This window comes from Pseudomonas sp. A014 (assembly GCF_052378495.1).
In the GTDB taxonomy this organism is placed as follows: domain Bacteria; phylum Pseudomonadota; class Gammaproteobacteria; order Pseudomonadales; family Pseudomonadaceae; genus Aquipseudomonas; species Aquipseudomonas machongensis.
In genome coordinates this window covers 2,493,094-2,508,170 of sequence record NZ_CP199001.1, presented here as the reverse complement: position 1 = coordinate 2,508,170, position 15,077 = coordinate 2,493,094, and the positions used below count along the sequence as shown (strand labels likewise).

General features: G+C 61.6%; 18 protein-coding genes. 10 read left to right on the top strand and 8 right to left on the bottom strand.

The window, feature by feature from the left end:
• Positions 1-10: 10 nt before the first annotated feature.
• Positions 11-1,417 carry a YadA family autotransporter adhesin gene (locus tag ACTYOL_RS11425; RefSeq protein WP_200602589.1) on the bottom strand — a complete coding sequence of 469 codons (1,407 nt, stop codon included), beginning with the start codon at positions 1,415-1,417 and terminating at the stop codon, positions 11-13.
• 1,187 nt (positions 1,418-2,604) lie between these two features.
• Between ACTYOL_RS11425 and ACTYOL_RS11420 the strand changes: the two genes are divergently transcribed.
• On the top strand, positions 2,605-3,096 hold the full coding sequence (locus ACTYOL_RS11420) for a DUF1543 domain-containing protein (protein WP_444757947.1): 492 nt from the start codon (positions 2,605-2,607) through the stop codon (positions 3,094-3,096).
• A gap of 28 nt (positions 3,097-3,124) precedes the next feature.
• On the opposite strand, the gene xth is transcribed toward ACTYOL_RS11420, so the two are convergent.
• On the bottom strand, positions 3,125-3,922 hold the full coding sequence (xth, locus tag ACTYOL_RS11415) for an exodeoxyribonuclease III (protein ID WP_444757946.1): 798 nt from the start codon (positions 3,920-3,922) through the stop codon (positions 3,125-3,127).
• Positions 3,919-4,161, bottom strand: a complete 243-nt coding sequence (locus tag ACTYOL_RS11410; protein ID WP_054894654.1) for a hypothetical protein — start codon at positions 4,159-4,161, stop codon at positions 3,919-3,921. The genes xth and ACTYOL_RS11410 overlap by 4 nt, the downstream gene beginning before the upstream one ends.
• 248 nt (positions 4,162-4,409) lie before the next feature.
• On the opposite strand from ACTYOL_RS11410, the gene ACTYOL_RS11405 reads away from it, so the two are divergent.
• A complete protein-coding gene (locus ACTYOL_RS11405; protein WP_197889578.1) occupies positions 4,410-5,612 on the top strand; it encodes a zinc-dependent alcohol dehydrogenase in 1,203 nt (400 codons plus the stop codon).
• A gap of 13 nt (positions 5,613-5,625) precedes the next feature.
• Entirely contained in the window at positions 5,626-5,859 is a 234-nt protein-coding gene (locus tag ACTYOL_RS11400; RefSeq protein ID WP_054894652.1) for a PLDc N-terminal domain-containing protein, read from the top strand.
• Positions 5,860-5,949: 90 nt separating this feature from the next.
• Here the strand turns inward: ACTYOL_RS11400 and ACTYOL_RS11395 are convergent, their stop codons facing one another.
• The 3 genes from ACTYOL_RS11395 to ACTYOL_RS11385 all read right to left on the bottom strand — a co-directional run bounded on the left by ACTYOL_RS11395 (position 5,950) and on the right by ACTYOL_RS11385 (position 7,773).
• Positions 5,950-6,474, bottom strand: a complete 525-nt coding sequence (locus ACTYOL_RS11395; protein ID WP_054894651.1) for a hypothetical protein — start codon at positions 6,472-6,474, stop codon at positions 5,950-5,952.
• Between the two features lie 171 nt (positions 6,475-6,645).
• On the bottom strand, positions 6,646-6,807 hold the full coding sequence (locus ACTYOL_RS11390) for a hypothetical protein (protein WP_414155357.1): 162 nt from the start codon (positions 6,805-6,807) through the stop codon (positions 6,646-6,648).
• A gap of 78 nt (positions 6,808-6,885) precedes the next feature.
• A complete protein-coding gene (locus ACTYOL_RS11385) occupies positions 6,886-7,773 on the bottom strand; it encodes a MerR family transcriptional regulator (protein WP_444757945.1) in 888 nt (295 codons plus the stop codon).
• A 153-nt stretch (positions 7,774-7,926) separates the two neighbouring features.
• Here ACTYOL_RS11385 and ACTYOL_RS11380 point away from each other — a divergent pair, with 153 nt between their 5' ends.
• From ACTYOL_RS11380 to ACTYOL_RS11350, 7 genes are all read left to right on the top strand, one after another.
• Complete coding sequence (locus ACTYOL_RS11380; protein ID WP_444757944.1) at positions 7,927-8,373, top strand: PAS domain S-box protein; 447 nt, start codon at positions 7,927-7,929, stop codon at positions 8,371-8,373.
• A 101-nt stretch (positions 8,374-8,474) separates the two neighbouring features.
• Positions 8,475-8,897, top strand: coding sequence for a nuclear transport factor 2 family protein (locus ACTYOL_RS11375; RefSeq protein WP_444757943.1), 423 nt, complete (start codon positions 8,475-8,477; stop codon positions 8,895-8,897).
• On the top strand, positions 8,894-9,649 hold the full coding sequence (locus tag ACTYOL_RS11370; RefSeq protein WP_153774692.1) for an SDR family NAD(P)-dependent oxidoreductase: 756 nt from the start codon (positions 8,894-8,896) through the stop codon (positions 9,647-9,649). Before ACTYOL_RS11375 ends, ACTYOL_RS11370 begins: the two co-directional genes overlap by 4 nt.
• 3 nt (positions 9,650-9,652) lie before the next feature.
• Positions 9,653-10,900 (top strand): NAD(P)/FAD-dependent oxidoreductase, encoded by a 1,248-nt coding sequence (locus tag ACTYOL_RS11365; RefSeq protein ID WP_153774693.1) that lies wholly within the window; start codon positions 9,653-9,655, stop codon positions 10,898-10,900.
• Entirely contained in the window at positions 10,897-11,706 is an 810-nt protein-coding gene (locus ACTYOL_RS11360; RefSeq protein WP_444757942.1) for a DUF1365 domain-containing protein, read from the top strand. The genes ACTYOL_RS11365 and ACTYOL_RS11360 overlap by 4 nt, the downstream gene beginning before the upstream one ends.
• Positions 11,681-12,943 carry an SAM-dependent methyltransferase gene (locus ACTYOL_RS11355; RefSeq protein WP_200602595.1) on the top strand — a complete coding sequence of 421 codons (1,263 nt, stop codon included), beginning with the start codon at positions 11,681-11,683 and terminating at the stop codon, positions 12,941-12,943. The genes ACTYOL_RS11360 and ACTYOL_RS11355 overlap by 26 nt, the downstream gene beginning before the upstream one ends.
• Entirely contained in the window at positions 12,943-13,431 is a 489-nt protein-coding gene (locus ACTYOL_RS11350; protein WP_153774696.1) for a DUF2878 domain-containing protein, read from the top strand. The genes ACTYOL_RS11355 and ACTYOL_RS11350 overlap by 1 nt, the downstream gene beginning before the upstream one ends.
• Here the strand turns inward: ACTYOL_RS11350 and ACTYOL_RS11345 are convergent.
• Together ACTYOL_RS11345 and ACTYOL_RS11340 are read right to left on the bottom strand one after the other, a co-directional pair.
• A complete protein-coding gene (locus ACTYOL_RS11345; protein ID WP_112898067.1) occupies positions 13,369-13,551 on the bottom strand; it encodes a DUF2256 domain-containing protein in 183 nt (60 codons plus the stop codon). The two genes, ACTYOL_RS11350 and ACTYOL_RS11345, sit on opposite strands and share 63 nt — an antisense overlap.
• Entirely contained in the window at positions 13,548-15,074 is a 1,527-nt protein-coding gene (locus tag ACTYOL_RS11340; protein ID WP_444757941.1) for a cryptochrome/photolyase family protein, read from the bottom strand. Before ACTYOL_RS11340 ends, ACTYOL_RS11345 begins: the two co-directional genes overlap by 4 nt.
• Between the last annotated feature and the right edge of the window lie 3 nt (positions 15,075-15,077).

Genomic DNA, 15,077 nt, shown 5'->3' with positions numbered 1-15,077 from the left:
TCGAAACGAATTACCACTGATAACCGACGCCCACTGCAGCACCAGCGTCGTTACGGGTGTTGGTGGACCCGCTGAAGTTCGTCGACCAACGACCGCTGGGCGAGACGTACGAGACACCCACCGCCAGGGCCGACTCGCCCCGGTAGTTGCCCGCCGCCACGGAGGTCATGCTGCCGCCGGCGACCATCGACCGTGGCAGGTTGGCCATCGCCATGGCGCCGGCAATACCCGCACTGAGTGTGCTGTCCTGCTGCTTGAGGTCGCGGTGCAGTTGCGCGTAACGCTGGTCGGTATAGACATTCGCCTGCTCGGTGGCAGCAGCCGTGGCGCGAGTCAACTGGGCGATGTTGGCGGCATCCGTGCCACTGCTGCCCGCAGCGACATGGGTAATCTGCCGCTCGGCACCGGCGTGCCCCACAGAGACCGTGTTGCTGCGATCGGCAACCGAGTTGGCGCCAAGGGCAACGCTGTTGCTGGCAGTGGCCTTGGCATCACTCCCCACCGCAGTGGTGCCACTGCCTTCGGCACGTGCTCGGGCGCCCATCGCCACGCTGTTGTCACCCGCAGCCTGAGCAGCGCCGCCACCGGCCACGGCGTCTTTCCCCGAAGCCTGGGGCTGACGCAGGTTGCTGCGGGCGCTGGTCTGGAAAGCACCGCCCACGCCTTTCTGCAGGTTGGCCACCTCAGCGCTGACTTTGCTCATCGATTGCGCGGTCTGAGTCGCAACGCCCTGCACCGCCTCGATGGATTGGCGCACCGTGACGACGTTGGCATCGGTGTAGGCCTTGGCCGCAGCAATGTCATTGCCGGTACGTGTGGCCAGTTCGCCAACCTGGGTGCCAAGCTGACCGATACGTTCGTTCGAGGACGACAACTGGCTGCCATTGACCGCATCGGTGCTGGTGGCGGTCAGTGCGCCGGCCTGGACGTTGGACAGGCGCGCCGCCTGACCACCAGGATTGAGGGTCAACTGCGCCTTGTTACTGGCGTCGTCATATTTGACAGCTGCTTGCGCGGTCTGGGTCGCTACGTCCTGGATCGCCTCGATGGACTGGCGCACCGTGACGACGTTGGCGTCGGTGTAGGCCTTGGCCGCAGCGATGTCATTGCCGGTACGTGTGGCCAGTTCGTCAACCTGGGTGCCGAGCTGACCGATACGTTCGTTCGAGGACGACAACTGGCTGCCGTTGACTGCATCGGTACTGCTGGCAGTCAGCGCGCCGGCCTGGACGTTGGACAGGCGCGCGGCCTGACCACCCGGATTGAGGGTCAGTTGAGCCTTGTTACTGGCGTCGTCGTATTTGACGGCAGCGTTGGCAGTGTTCTTCACGCTTTCGCCGACAGCAACCAGTGCATCGGCTACGTTATTGCTGGTCGAGACTGAAGTTTGGGCATTACCGTTTGCATCGACATCCACGGTAGTAAAGACCGGAGCACTGCGAGCGTCCTGCGTCTTGACCGAAGGAATCTTTGCACCACCACCCAGCGAGTCGGCAATTAACTTGTTATTAGCATCGGTCTTTTCATAGAACTTCTCAAAACCGTCAGCTAACCTCTCAACACCGTCAGTGAACCCCTTGATTCCCCTCTCAACACCGTCAGCCAAGCCCTCAACTCCGAGATAGTCGGCCACCTTACTCGCGTCTTGTACGCGACGTTCAAACAGATTGCGCGTCGTAACGAATGTGCCATCGCCTTTATCTAACGAGCCGACCATAGCTGTAAAAGCACCAGGCTCACTGCCAGGCAGCGGAAAGACCTTGCGAATCTCTGCGTTAATCTTTTCCCATTTTTCGGTCACTACCTTGATATTGGCATCAAGGCGTGCATCATCCACAGCCGTCGGCGCTGGCCCCTTTACATCGGCAACTTGTACAGCCCATGCCACTGGCGAGCCTCCCATTCCCAACACACACGAGACCAACACACCACCCATCCACCGCTGCCTGCCCGGCGCAAACTTGATATTCATTTTCGACTTCATGACCAACCGCCAACCCCTTCAATCCAATAATCAATCGAGATCATCACCTCGACCTGCTTGTGATAGGGAGCCGCTCTTCGCGCACAGGCATCCAATCCAGTGACGAAAAATCGCCTGGAAGCTCAAAATGCAATATCAGCGCCCGGATGAACTACCCGCACTTCAGCGGCCGAAAAAAACGAATGCATCGAGATACCTTCAAGTCGCGCGAGCAACTCGAACAGTGACTGTGTACCGATGGGCGAAATTAAAGGCTTTCATAAAGAAAATGCCCATCCCTGGGCATTAATGCACCCAGCACCCGCATCCATCAGGCGCTTTCTTCAAAGAGCGAGCCCTTCCGAGCTGACGCAAGTCCTTGGCATGTCCATAAGTTTCGTCACACGCTCAGTGCGCACTTATAGAACCCAGAAGCACCCACCCCCTGAACACGAGCGCTATCTTCCAGTAAATACCCGGGCGGAAATATCGGAGGATTCCTAAAAACTAAGAAAAAGCCTATTTAACTATCAGACAAACCCTCGTGCGCATGAGCAGCGGCACAATGCCGACACGCCGCCGAGCACTCAACCACACGCTATGCCACCATATGCCCCCTGACCCTCACCACAGGCTCACCCATGCTCTACGTAGTCATGCTCGGAGGAAGACATCCTCGAGCCAGCATCGAAGTCCACGACGTGGTCTTCGCCCACGCCGACACGCTCGACCAGACCTACCCGCAGCTTCGCAGCGCCTGGTTCGGCAGCCGCAAAGGCCTGCATATCGATTCCTGGCTGGAAGTCCACGGTGTGGATGGCTATCGCGTCGAGCTCGGCCACGCCGCACCACCGCCCGGCGCCATGCGCTTGTTCTTGCTGAACCTGGGAGGCTACGCACCTGGCGTGTTTGGCGAGGATCACCGCTACTTGCTGGTAACGGCTACCGACAAGGCTGCCGCCAAGCTAATTGGCAAGCAACGCATGGCAACCGGTTGGCTGAAGCCGCACACCGACACAGTGGTGGATGTCGACGACTGCCTGCCGGTGGACCTGGTCGACGGTCGTTACGTGCACCTGGTCGAGGGCGAACATCGAGGCACGCTGCAGCGCAGCGACTACATCGTCATCTGAGCGACGGTATCGACCGAAACGCTGACCGCTAACGTTGCTGGCGGCGCCTGCCCAGTTCGATCCAGACCGGCGCATGATCGCTGGCCTTGGCCTCGTTGCGTACCCAGGCATCCACACCCGCCCGCTTCAGATAGGGGGCGAGGTCGGGATTGAGCAGCAAGTGGTCGATCCGCAGTCCGGCATTGCGTGCCCAGTGATTGCGAAAATAATCCCAGAACGTGTAGATGCGCTGCTCTGGGTACAGGTGGCGAACAGCATCGACCCAGCCCTGCGCCAGCAACTGCTCGAAACACGCCCGTGACTCAGGTTGCAGCAGCGCGTCCTTGAGCCACGAACGTGGGTTGTAGATATCCAGATCAGTCGGCACGACATTGAAATCGCCCGCCAGCACCGTGGGATGGCTGCTGCCATGCAGTGCCTGGGCATGCTTGATCAGGCACTCGAACCAGCGCAATTTGTACTCGAACTTCGGGCCGGGTTGCGGGTTGCCATTGGGCAGATACAGACAGCCCACCAGCACGCCCTGCACCGCAGCTTCGAGATAGCGGCTCTGCTGATCGTCCTCCATGCCGGGCAGCCCACGACGGACCTCCAGTGGTTCGCTATCGCGCGCCAGGATTGCAACACCGTTCCAAGAGGGTTGCCCTTGGTAAAGGCAGCCATAACCCGCCGCTTCAAGCACCTCGCGAGGAAACTGTTGGTCGGCCGCCTTCAATTCCTGCAGGCAGACGATGTCCGGTTGCTCCCGCGCCAGCCAGGCCAACAACGCGGGCAGGCGGCTGCGGATGCCATTGATATTGAAGGTGGCAATCTTCAGCCCTTTCATGCGTCAGGGTCGTTCACGTGGGCCTGGACGGCGTCTTCCAGTGCCCGGACATGGGCCTGATCGGCCAACGCCTTCAGCGCCAGCCAGTCATCCCAGTCGATGGCACCATCGTCACGCAGCGCCTCGGCGGTGCGAACCAGTTCATGGTGGTAGGCATCCGGCGACTCGCGACGGTAACTGACGTCGTCGTACTGTGCGTACCAGGCTTCAAGTTCAGGAATGCTGCGTTCGATGCTCATGATGACGGCCTCGTTATACCCCTGTTCGTGAGAGCCCGCCCTGCGCGCAACGTTCCAATGAGCATTGGATCAGGACCGCTGGTGCTGGCCGGATGCAGCCTGTTCCCGCTTACCCCGATCGAACAGAGGCCGCTATTTAGCGAGTCAGTATTTAGTACCACCGGACTTACTCACCTGAACTTTGCTGACCGTCATGGCTTCCCCTGCATACCTACCACGCAAACATGCACTTGCAGGAGCAGACACTCATGAGAGCACTGACCTACCACGGAGCACACGACGTCAGGGTCGATAACGTCCCTGATCCCTTCATCCAGGAACAAGACGACATCATCCTCAAGGTGACCGCCACCGCCATCTGCGGCTCCGATCTGCACCTCTATCGAGGCAAAATTCCGCAAACCGAAGCGGGCGATATTTTCGGGCACGAGTTCATGGGTATCGTCGAGGACACCGGCAGTGCCGTTACCAATCTGAAGATCGGCGATCGCGTCGTGATCCCCTTCGTGATCGCCTGCGGCAGTTGCTTCTTCTGTCAGCACGATCTGTTCGCGGCTTGCGAGACTACCAACACCGGGCGCGGCGCGATCATCAACAAAAAAAGCATTCCCCCAGGAGCTGCCTTGTTCGGATACAGCCATCTGTATGGCGGTATCCCTGGCGGCCAAGCCGACTATGTCAGGGTGCCCAAAGGTAATGTCGGCCCGTTCAAGGTGCCCACGGACCTTGCCGATGACAAGGTGCTGTTTCTCTCCGACATTCTGCCGACCGCCTGGCAGGCGGTGATCAATGCCGACATCGGCCAGGGTTCGTCAGTGGCCATCTACGGGGCCGGGCCAGTGGGCTTGTTGAGTGCTGCCTGCGCGCGGATGCTCGGCGCCCAGACCATTTTCATGGTCGACGACAACGGTTACCGCCTGGCGTATGCCCAGGAGGCCTACGGAGTCATACCCATCAACTTCGAGCAGGACGACGACCCTGCAGACAGCATCATCCGTCAGACACCTGGCATGCGCGGCGTGGATGCCGTGATCGACGCAGTCGGCTTCGAGGCCAAGGGCAGCACTGCAGAAACGGTGATGACAGCGCTGAAAATCGAAGGCAGCAGTGGCAAGGCGCTACGCCAGAGCATTGCCGCGGTTCGCCGTGGCGGGGTTGTCAGCGTCCCCGGTGTGTATGCCGGTTTCATCCACGCCTTCATGTTCGGCGATGCCTTCGACAAGGGCCTCACCTTCAAGATGGGTCAGACCCATGTCCAGAAATACCTGCCAGAGCTGCTGCAGCACATCGAAGCCGGACGCCTGCAACCGGAACTGATCGTCACCCACCGCCTGGCGCTCGAGGAGGCAGCGATGGGATACAAGATATTCGATCAGAAGCAGGACAACTGCCGCAAGGTCATCCTCGTGCCAGGCGCTGCGGCGGGCACCCTGGGCCCTGACTACGTGTAGAGGAGGCAAGGTCATGAACGGTTTAGCCAGTTACTTCTGGATTGCCGTGGCGGCAATTCTGCTACTCATCGACCTGTGGGCCATCGTCAGCGTGTTCAGGAGCGACAAGACGGATGCCGTCAAAGCGGCCTGGGCCTTGCTGATCCTGGCGCTGCCGCTCGTGGGTCTGGGTATCTGGGGCGTTGCTGGCCCACGAGGCATCAAGCGAGGCACCGGGCCCACGTCTGACGAGCACAGCAAAGGCTGACGTTACTGAGGTTGGCGCTACGGCACACCTCGCCCGCTGAGCCCGCGTCGAGCCCTGGATGCTCGAACCGAACGTCCAGGATCGACGCGCTCAGGCCAGTTGGATGTAGACCGAGTAGCTACCCAGCAGCACCCAGAAGACCAGAAAGATCCACGGCGTGCGTAACGAAAACAGCAGTGATTTTCGATGCCCTGCACGAGAGGTCTCTGCCTCGGAGAACAGCGGCGACTCGTCGTAGGCCAACCCCATCAACGGCTCGCTGCGCAGCAGGTGGCTTTGCTTGAGCTGCCAGTGATCGATGATGTTGTACGCAGCCCGGATGCCAGGCCAGGCGTTGAGCGAGCTCAATACCCCGAGCAAGGCAAGGAACGCCGGCACGATCAGGGTGAACATTTCGCCCCACCCTTGATTGAGGTTGCCCATGGAAGAAACGAACGCGATGACCAGGAAAGATTGCGCCGCCAGGTAGGCATCCGTGCGATTGGCCAGGATGCTGGTTTCGTACTGGATCTCGCGGCGGTAGAAGTCCAGGCGCTCCTTGGGAGAGCCGAACATCCTCGCATTGTGCTCGTTGATCTCGTGTTCAGGGGTGGTTGGGGTAATGATTCGAGGCATTCGCTGCTCCGGAAAGTGGGGTCCGAGCTACGAGGTGAGCCAGGAGCTGAGTCCGGTAGAACAGGCGATGGGACCGAGAATTCCATTCAATTGACGTCTCACCTGCGATTTCCCTGCCCCGCCCCAGAGGCTCGCCAAAGTAGCGAGCCTCAACCCTGTCGGGTGGCAATTTCAGCGTTTGTGCTGACCATGATCACGGGCCGTTTTTTGCGCCGTCGAGTCATGTGACGTACCGGTAGATCCGTCCGGACGATGGGCGTCGTTGTCTCGCTCCTCCTCCCCCTGGGTCCCGGTCTGCGCCCCCGGCTTTTGAGTCTGGGTCTCTTTTTTCATGCTGCTCTCCTCAGCTTGGCCTTTGAACAAGGGAAGCCAATCCGTGGGGCAAAGTTCCATGTTTGAAGTCCAGACCCGCTAAAGGTCAAGCGCGCCACGGTGCAACGCACTCAGCCTGCGCGCAGCGTCAACGCCTCCCTCGTCCAGCAGGCATAACGGGATTCCACTCAACGCGTGCAACGAATCAGCCAACCGCTCGCCAACCAAGGCCAGCGGGCAGGCAATGTCCATCTGCAAGGTACGCAAGCGCCTGGCCAAGGCGGGGCTCACCGGCGCCTGGACTTTTATCACCAGCGCCGCAGGCTGCATGGCGGTGCAGAGCAACGGCAACTCTTCCAACGACTGTCCGCAGCCCAGTACGTCGATGCGCTGTTGCTCGCTGCTCAACATCAGCCCAGCGCACAGCACCTCGAATTCAGCCAGCCCCTCGGTGCTCGCCAGCAGCACCCGCGGCGCGGGGATCTGAGTCAAGTGCAGGCGCGCCAGCAAGCGGGCACGCAGGAACGTATCGAGAAACAGCCATTGGCTACGCCGGCCTGGAGCAGCCCCTGAAGCCAACTCATACCAAACCGGCATCAGCACCTCGCGCAGCACGGAGGTCTTGGGGAACAGGGTGAACAACTGGCCATGAATCCCTTCCAACGCCTGCGCATCGAATGCCTCGGATGCGCGCACCACAGCGTCTCGCCATTCGTCGAAGGCCGAGGGCTGCTGCACTGGCGCCTCAGGCCGGCCGGCGAGCCTGTCGCCGACCTTGCTGATAGACAGGCCGTTGGCGGTCCAGCGCAGGATGTCGCGTATGCGTTGCACATCCCGGGCGGTGTACAAGCGATGGCCGCCCTCGGTGCGCTGCGGGCGTATCAACCCATGGCGCCGCTCCCAGGCGCGCAACGTGACCGGATTGATGCCGGTCAAGCTGACCACATCGCGCATGGGTAGCAAATCGGGTGGGGTGGTGTCAGTCATAATCAGAGAATATCCGGGAGATCGAGCATTCTAAACTCATATGGACTTTCTGCGGCGAGCCTCCATGGTCCATCATGCAACCAACGGCGCCGAGGTCTTCCACACAGAAGCAATCTGCGCATCTCGCATATAAAACGCCTGTAGGTGGGCCCTATGATCACCGCGAAACTCCTTCAACTGATGGTCGAGCATTCGAACGATGGCATCGTCGTTGCCGAGCAAGAGGGCAACGACAGCATCCTCATCTACGTCAACCCCGCTTTCGAGCGCCTGACCGGCTATTACGCCGACGACATCCTCTATCAGGATTGCCGTTTTCTGCAGGGCGAGAATCATGACCAGGAAGGCCTCGCAAGCATTCGCGATGCGATCCGTGAAGGCCGCCCCTGCCGCCAGGTGCTACGCAACTATCGCAAGGATGGAAGCCTGTTCTGGAACGAATTATCCATCTCGCCCGTGTACAACGAGGCAGACCAGCTGACCTACTACATCGGCATCCAGCGCGATGTCACAGCGCAGGTTTGCGCCGAAGAAAAGGTGCGCGAGCTCGAGGCCGAAGTGGCCCGCTTGCGCCGCCAGCTCGGCCAGGACCAGCGCTAAAAAAAAGCTATACACAACCCTCAATCTGTATAGATTAATCCCGGAGCTTCAGCTATACCTGTACAACAAATATATTTTGTACAGGATTTCCTGGAGCCCACATGTCAGCATACCTACAGCAATTCGCCGAGCGCTTCGCCAGCCTCGATGGGGCTAACCTCGGCACGCTGGAAAACCTGTACAGCGAAGACATCACTTTTCGCGACCCCCTGCACCACATACAGGGCCTGCCGGCGCTGCGAGCCTATTTCGAACAGCTGTACGCCAACGCCACCGATATCCGCTATGCCTTTCTCAGCGCCGACGAGGTAGGCCCCGGACAGGGTTACCTGCGCTGGACCCTGCAGTTCCGCCACCCTCGCCTGGCCAGCGGGCAGCAGATCTCGTTGCAAGGTTGCAGTTGCCTGCACTGGCGCGACCGTGTGCATTTTCACCAGGACTATTTCGTCGCCGGCGCCCTCATTTATGAACACCTTCCCATCATGGGCGGCGCCATTCGCTGGCTCAAAGGCAGGCTGGCATGAGCCGCTGCTGGTTGACCGGCGCCAGCAGCGGTATCGGTGCCGAGCTCGCTCGCATCCTGCTGGAGCAAGGCCATCAAGTGGCCCTGGGCGCACGCCAGGCCGATCGCCTTGCGCCCCTGGCCGAACAGTTTCCGGGGCAGGTACTGCTGGCCATCGGCGATCTTGGCAACCCTGAGGATATCGCCGCGATCGCCGCACGGATCGAGCAGGCCTGGGGCGGGCTGGACATGGCCATTTTCAACGCCGGCACCTGCGAATACCTGGAGCCGGGGCAGTTCGATCCGGCGCTGGTCGAGCGCGTGATGCGCACCAACCTGCTCAGTGTCGCCTATTGCCTGGCATCGGCACTGCCCCTGCTTCGCAAGGGCCAGCGCCCTCACCTGGTGGTGATGGGCAGTTCGGTGACCTGGCTGGCTTTGCCCCGCGCCGGTGCCTACGGCGCCTCCAAGGCCGCGGTGCGCTACTTGATGGAGTCACAGCGGATCGACCTGGCTCGCGAAGGTATCGCAGTCACTTTGGTCAGCCCTGGCTTTGTCGACACACCTTTGACACGCCGCAACGATTTCCCCATGCCGCAGCTGTGGAGTGCGCAGCGCGCCGCCCGACACATCGCCAGGCGCTTGCCCCACCGCCCCGTGGAAATCAACTTCCCCGGTCTTTTCACCTGTGTATTGCGCCTGCTCGGTGCGCTACCGGCGCGCCTGCGTCTGGCCCTGGGGCAACGCCTCGCCCGTCATGAACAGGAAGGTTGATTCATGCGTATAGCAATCATCGGCAGCGGCATCGCCGGGCTGACCTGCGCCCATCTGCTGTCGCGCAACCACCAGGTCACGGTTTTCGAGGCCGAGCGCTGGATCGGTGGTCACACCCACACCCTCGATGTGCTCTGGAAGGGCCAGCGCCATGCAATAGACACCGGCTTCATCGTGTTCAACGACTGGACCTACCCCAACTTCATTCGGCTGCTCGACCAGCTCAAGGTCACCTCACAGCCCACCGAAATGAGTTTTTCCGTGCATGACCCGGCCACGGGCCTTGAGTACAACGGCCACGACCTGAACACACTGTTCGCACAACGCCGCAACCTGATCTCCCCAGGCTTCTGGGGAATGCTGCGGGATATTCTGCGCTTTAACCGCCAGGCACTGACCGACCTGGACAGCCAGCGCATCGATGCCAACACCACGCTGGGTAGCTACCTTCAGGCACAGGGCTATGGGCAGCGCTTCATCGACCACTATATCGTGCCGATGGGATCGGCCATCTGGTCGATGTCCCGCGCCGACATGCTTCACTTCCCCCTCGCGTTCTTCGTCCGCTTCTGTCGCAACCACGGCTTGCTGTCGGTCAACCACCGTCCACAGTGGCGGGTCATCAGCGGTGGTTCGAGCAGCTACATCGCGCCACTGTGCCGCCCCTTCGCTGACCATATCCGCCTTGACTGCAAGGTTCACCGGGTCAGCCGCGACGAAGGTGGGGTAACGGTGGTGAGCGCGGCCGGCACCGAACGCTTCGACAATGTAGTGTTCGCCTGCCATAGCGACCAGGCCCTGGCAATGCTGGAAAGCCCCAGCGCACAGGAGCGTGCCGTGCTCGGGGCCATCGGCTATGCCAGTAACGACGTCGTACTGCACACCGACACCCGCCTGCTGCCGCGCCGCAAGCGCGCCTGGGCGAGCTGGAACTACCGCCTGGGAGGCCCACAGGAGGCTCCCGCCGCGCTGACCTACAACATGAATATCCTGCAAGGTATTCAGGCACCGACCACCTTCTGCGTGAGCCTCAACCAGACCGCATTGATAGACCCTGCCCAGGTGATTGCCCGCTTTCAGTACGCCCATCCTCAATACAGCCTCGCGGCGTCCGCGGCGCAGGCTCGGCAGTCAGAGCTGCAAGGTCAGCAGCACAGCTACTTCTGTGGTGCCTACTGGGGAAATGGCTTTCACGAGGACGGTGTGGTCAGTGCGCTGAAGGTGGCCGCGCATTTCGGGGTGCAACTGTGAACAGCAGCCTTTGCCTGGGCTGGATCAGCCACCATCGCCTGACGCCGCGCGCCCACGCGTTCCGCTATCGAACAGGCATGTTCTACCTGGATCTGGACGAGCAAACCTGGCTGATGAGCCTGTCACGCTGGCTAGGGCGCTGGCGCCTGGCACCGCTCAGCTTTCGCCAGACCGACTACCTGCCAGCGCTGACCCAGCAGGGACACACGCTGGCACAGGCCGCGCGCTTGATCGTCCACCAAGCCACCGGGCATATGCCCGAAGGCCCGGTCCACCTGCTCACGCAACTGCGCTGCTGGGGGCTGTCGTTCAACCCGGTGAGTTTCTATTTCTGCCATGACCGCGACGCGAACCTGGCGGCGATCCTGCTGGAAGTACGAAACACCCCCTGGCGTGAACGCTTCCACTACGTGCTGCCGGTCCACGACAACCTGGGCACACCCTTCACGGTATCCAAGGCCTTCCATGTGTCGCCGTTCATGCCACTGGACATGGACTATCGCTTTCGCTTCTCCCTGGATGCGCAACATATACGTATCCACATGGAGAACCACCAACACGAGCGCACGGTGTTCAAGGCAGACCTCGCCTTGCAGCGCCAGCCTTTGGACCGCGCCAGTCTGCATCGATACATCCTGGCCTTCCCGTGGATGAGCCTGCGCACCCTCTCGGCTATCTACTGGCAAGCACTGCGCCTGCTGTTCAAACGCACCCCCATCCATGACCACACTGCCCGCCAGAATCACTTGGCGCTCGGCCACTCCTGCGAGGACACGAATGATGTCGAATCACACCCTGAGCGTTAGCAAGTTCGCCGGCCTTGCGCCGTTGCTCGGCGGTCTGGCACGAAGCGCCGTGCTCGCCCGGATGGGCAAGCTGCGCCACGGTCACTTGCGCCTGCTGTGCCACGGCCAGCAGTGGAGTTTTGGCGATACCGAGAGCCCGTTGCAGGCCGAAGTGGAGGTGCTCGATGACGCCACCTGGAGCCTGATCGCCGGCAATGGCTCGATCGGTGCCGGCGAAGCCTACATTCACGGCTATTGGCGCAGCCCGGACCTTGCACGGGTGACGCGCCTGTTCGTCGCCAACCTTGAAGTGCTCGACGCGCTCGAGGGCGGCCTGGCGCGCCTCGGCCGCCCTGCCCTGCGGCTGCTGCACCAGCTCAACCGCAATAGCAGACGCGGTTCCCGGCGTAACATTCTGGCGCACTACGACCTCGGCAACGCCCTGTTCGAGCGACTACTGGACCCCACCATGATGTATTCGGCAGCCCAGTTCGAGCATCCCGGGCAGACACTGGAACACGCTCAGTTGAACAAGCTGGAGCGCATCTGCCAGAAACTTGAGCTATGCCCTGACGATCACCTGCTGGAAATTGGCTGCGGTTGGGGCTCCCTGGCGATTCACGCCGCCACCCGATACGGCTGCAGGGTCACCACCACCACCCTTTCCGAAGCGCAGTACAGCCATACCCTGGAGCGCGTTCGGGCGCTGGGCCTGGAGCAGCGCATAACAGTACTTCGCGAGGACTACCGCGACCTGGAAGGCCGTTTCGACAAACTGGTTTCGATCGAGATGATCGAAGCGGTCGGCCATCGCTACCTGCCGGTGTACTTCCGCCAGTGCGCCGCGCTGCTCAAGCCCGATGGCCTGATGCTGCTGCAAGCCATCACCATTCGCGACCAGCGCTATGACCAAGCACGGCGCTCGGTGGACTTCATCCAGCGCTACATTTTCCCCGGAGGCGCCCTGCCTTCGCTGAGCGTGATGCTCGATACCGCCAGCCGGCACACCGCGCTGAACCTTGTACATATGGAAGATTTCGGCCAGGACTACGCCCTCACCCTGCAGCATTGGCGGGAAAACCTGCGTCAGGCACGCACGGCGCTGGCCGACCTGGGCTACGACGACACGTTCCAGCGCCTGTGGGAATTCTACTTGTGCTACTGCCAAGGCGGCTTCGAGGAGCGCGCCATCGGCGTTGCCCACCTGCTGTTGGCTGCGCCCCAGGCACGTCGTGCGCCCTTGCCAGGCCATGCCTGATGCACGGCGGCAGGCTGGTCGCCAATGCCCTTTGGTTGCAGGTCGGCTGGTGGGCCTGCGTACTGGGTGCCGAACGGCCCTGGCTCTTGCTGCTGGTGATCCTCGGCCTGGGCGTGCATCTGCGCCTGAGCAGGGACGTCAGCGCCGAGTTCAAGGCGCTGTGGCGCGTTACCTTGGCCGGCTGCCTGCTCGATACGGTGCTGGGAGCGCTGGGGGTATTCGCGTTCGATGCCTGGCCGCTGCCACTGTGGCTGGCGCTGCTGTGGCTGGTGCTGGCCAGTGGCATGCGCCACAGCCTGGCATGGATCGCCAGGGACTGGCGGCTCGGTGCACTGCTAGGCGCAATCGGCGGCCCCCTGGCTTACCTGGCGGGCGCCAGGCTGGCCGGGGTGGGATTGCCTTTGGGCACGCTGGAAACCGGCCTGCTACTGGCGCCCATCTGGGCCTTCACCTTGCCCCTGCTCTTGCGCCTGGCGGCGTGGCGCTGACCTGCGGCATCGCTCGGAGCAATAGCGCACCGCTTCCCAGCAGCGCGCCCAGCGCTTGCGCCAGTTGAACGGCCGGCCGCACACCACACAGACTTTGCTGGGCAACAGGCTCTTCTTCATATTGCCTGCCCGGCATCCAGTCGCGCCAACAACGACTGGCCGCGTTGCCATACGGCATCGCGACGGCTGGCCGACATGCCATCGAGCCCACGATAGGCCAGAGCCAGCCGCGGGTTAGCCGACAGCAAGGTGCGATGGCGAATCAGAAAATGCCAGTACAGAGCATTGAACGGGCAAGCATCCTCCTCGGTTACCTGACCAACCCTGTAACTGCAAGACGCGCAATGGTCGGACATGCGCTGGATGTACCGACCACTCGCACAATAGGGCTTGGAGCCCAGGTAGCCACCGTCGGCATGCATCACCATGCCAAGCGTGTTGGGCAGCTGGACCCAGTCGAAAGCGTCCATGTAGACCGCCAGGTACCACTCACAAATCGCCGTTGGCACGATACCGGCCAGCAAGGCGAAGTTGCCGGTGATCATCAGCCGTTGGATATGGTGTGCGTAGCCCAGCCGCAAGGTCTGCCCGATGGCTTGCGCCATGCAGCGCATACGGGTTTGCCCGGTCCAGTAGAATTCCGGCAACGCGCGCTCGTTGCCCAGGTGATTGAGCCCGGCATATTCCGGCATGCGCAGCCAGTAGATCCCGCGCACGTACTCGCGCCAGCCTATCAACTGGCGGATGAACCCCTCGGCTGCATTGAGCGGCACTCGCCGCTCGCGCCACGCCCTGTCGACGTCTTCACACAGGCAACGCACATCCAGTAGCCCGATGTTGAGCGCCGCACTGATGCGTGCATGAAACAGGTAAGGTTCGCCCTCGGCCATCGCATCCTGGTAGTCCCCGAAAGCCGCCAGGCCAAACTCCAGAAAGTGTTGCCAGAGCTGCTGGGCCTGGGCATGGGTTACTGGATAGTCGAAGCCGTCGGTGGCTCCGTAGTGATCGCTGAAGCGCTGAACTACCAGCGCCTGTACCGCTGCTGTGATCTCGTCCTGCGCAAAATGCGCAGCGAATGGACCACGTAGCTGACGCGGCAACGGCTTGCGATTGTCGACATCGAAATTCCAGGCCCCACCTGCCGGACTGCCATCGAGCTCCATCAGCAGGCCGGTGCGCTTGCGCATGCCACGGTAGAAGTGCTCCATGCGCAGTTGGCGCCGCTCACCGGCCCAGCGCGCAAAGGCTTCGCGCGAGCACAGAAAACGCCGGTCACGGTGCCACACCAGCGGCAACCCGGCATCACGCAATGCCTGCTCCAGACGCCACTCGCCGCACTCGGTCAGGTGGATCTGCGTAGCGCCCAAGGCCTGTTGCCAGCGACACAACTCGCCAACGATGCTGCCGCTGTTGCCTGCCGCATCGAGCTCGACATAGTGCACTTGCCAACCCCGCTCGCGCAGGCACCGAGCGAAGTGCCGCATGGCGCTGAAAATCAGAACGATCTTCAATGGATGGTGCGGCACGTACCGGGCCTCACCCTCCACCTCCGCCATCAAGATAGCGTCACGGGCAGGATCGAGAGCGCTCAGGCTCGCCAGGTCGAACGACAGCTGGTCACCCAGCACCAGGCCCAGGCGCATCGT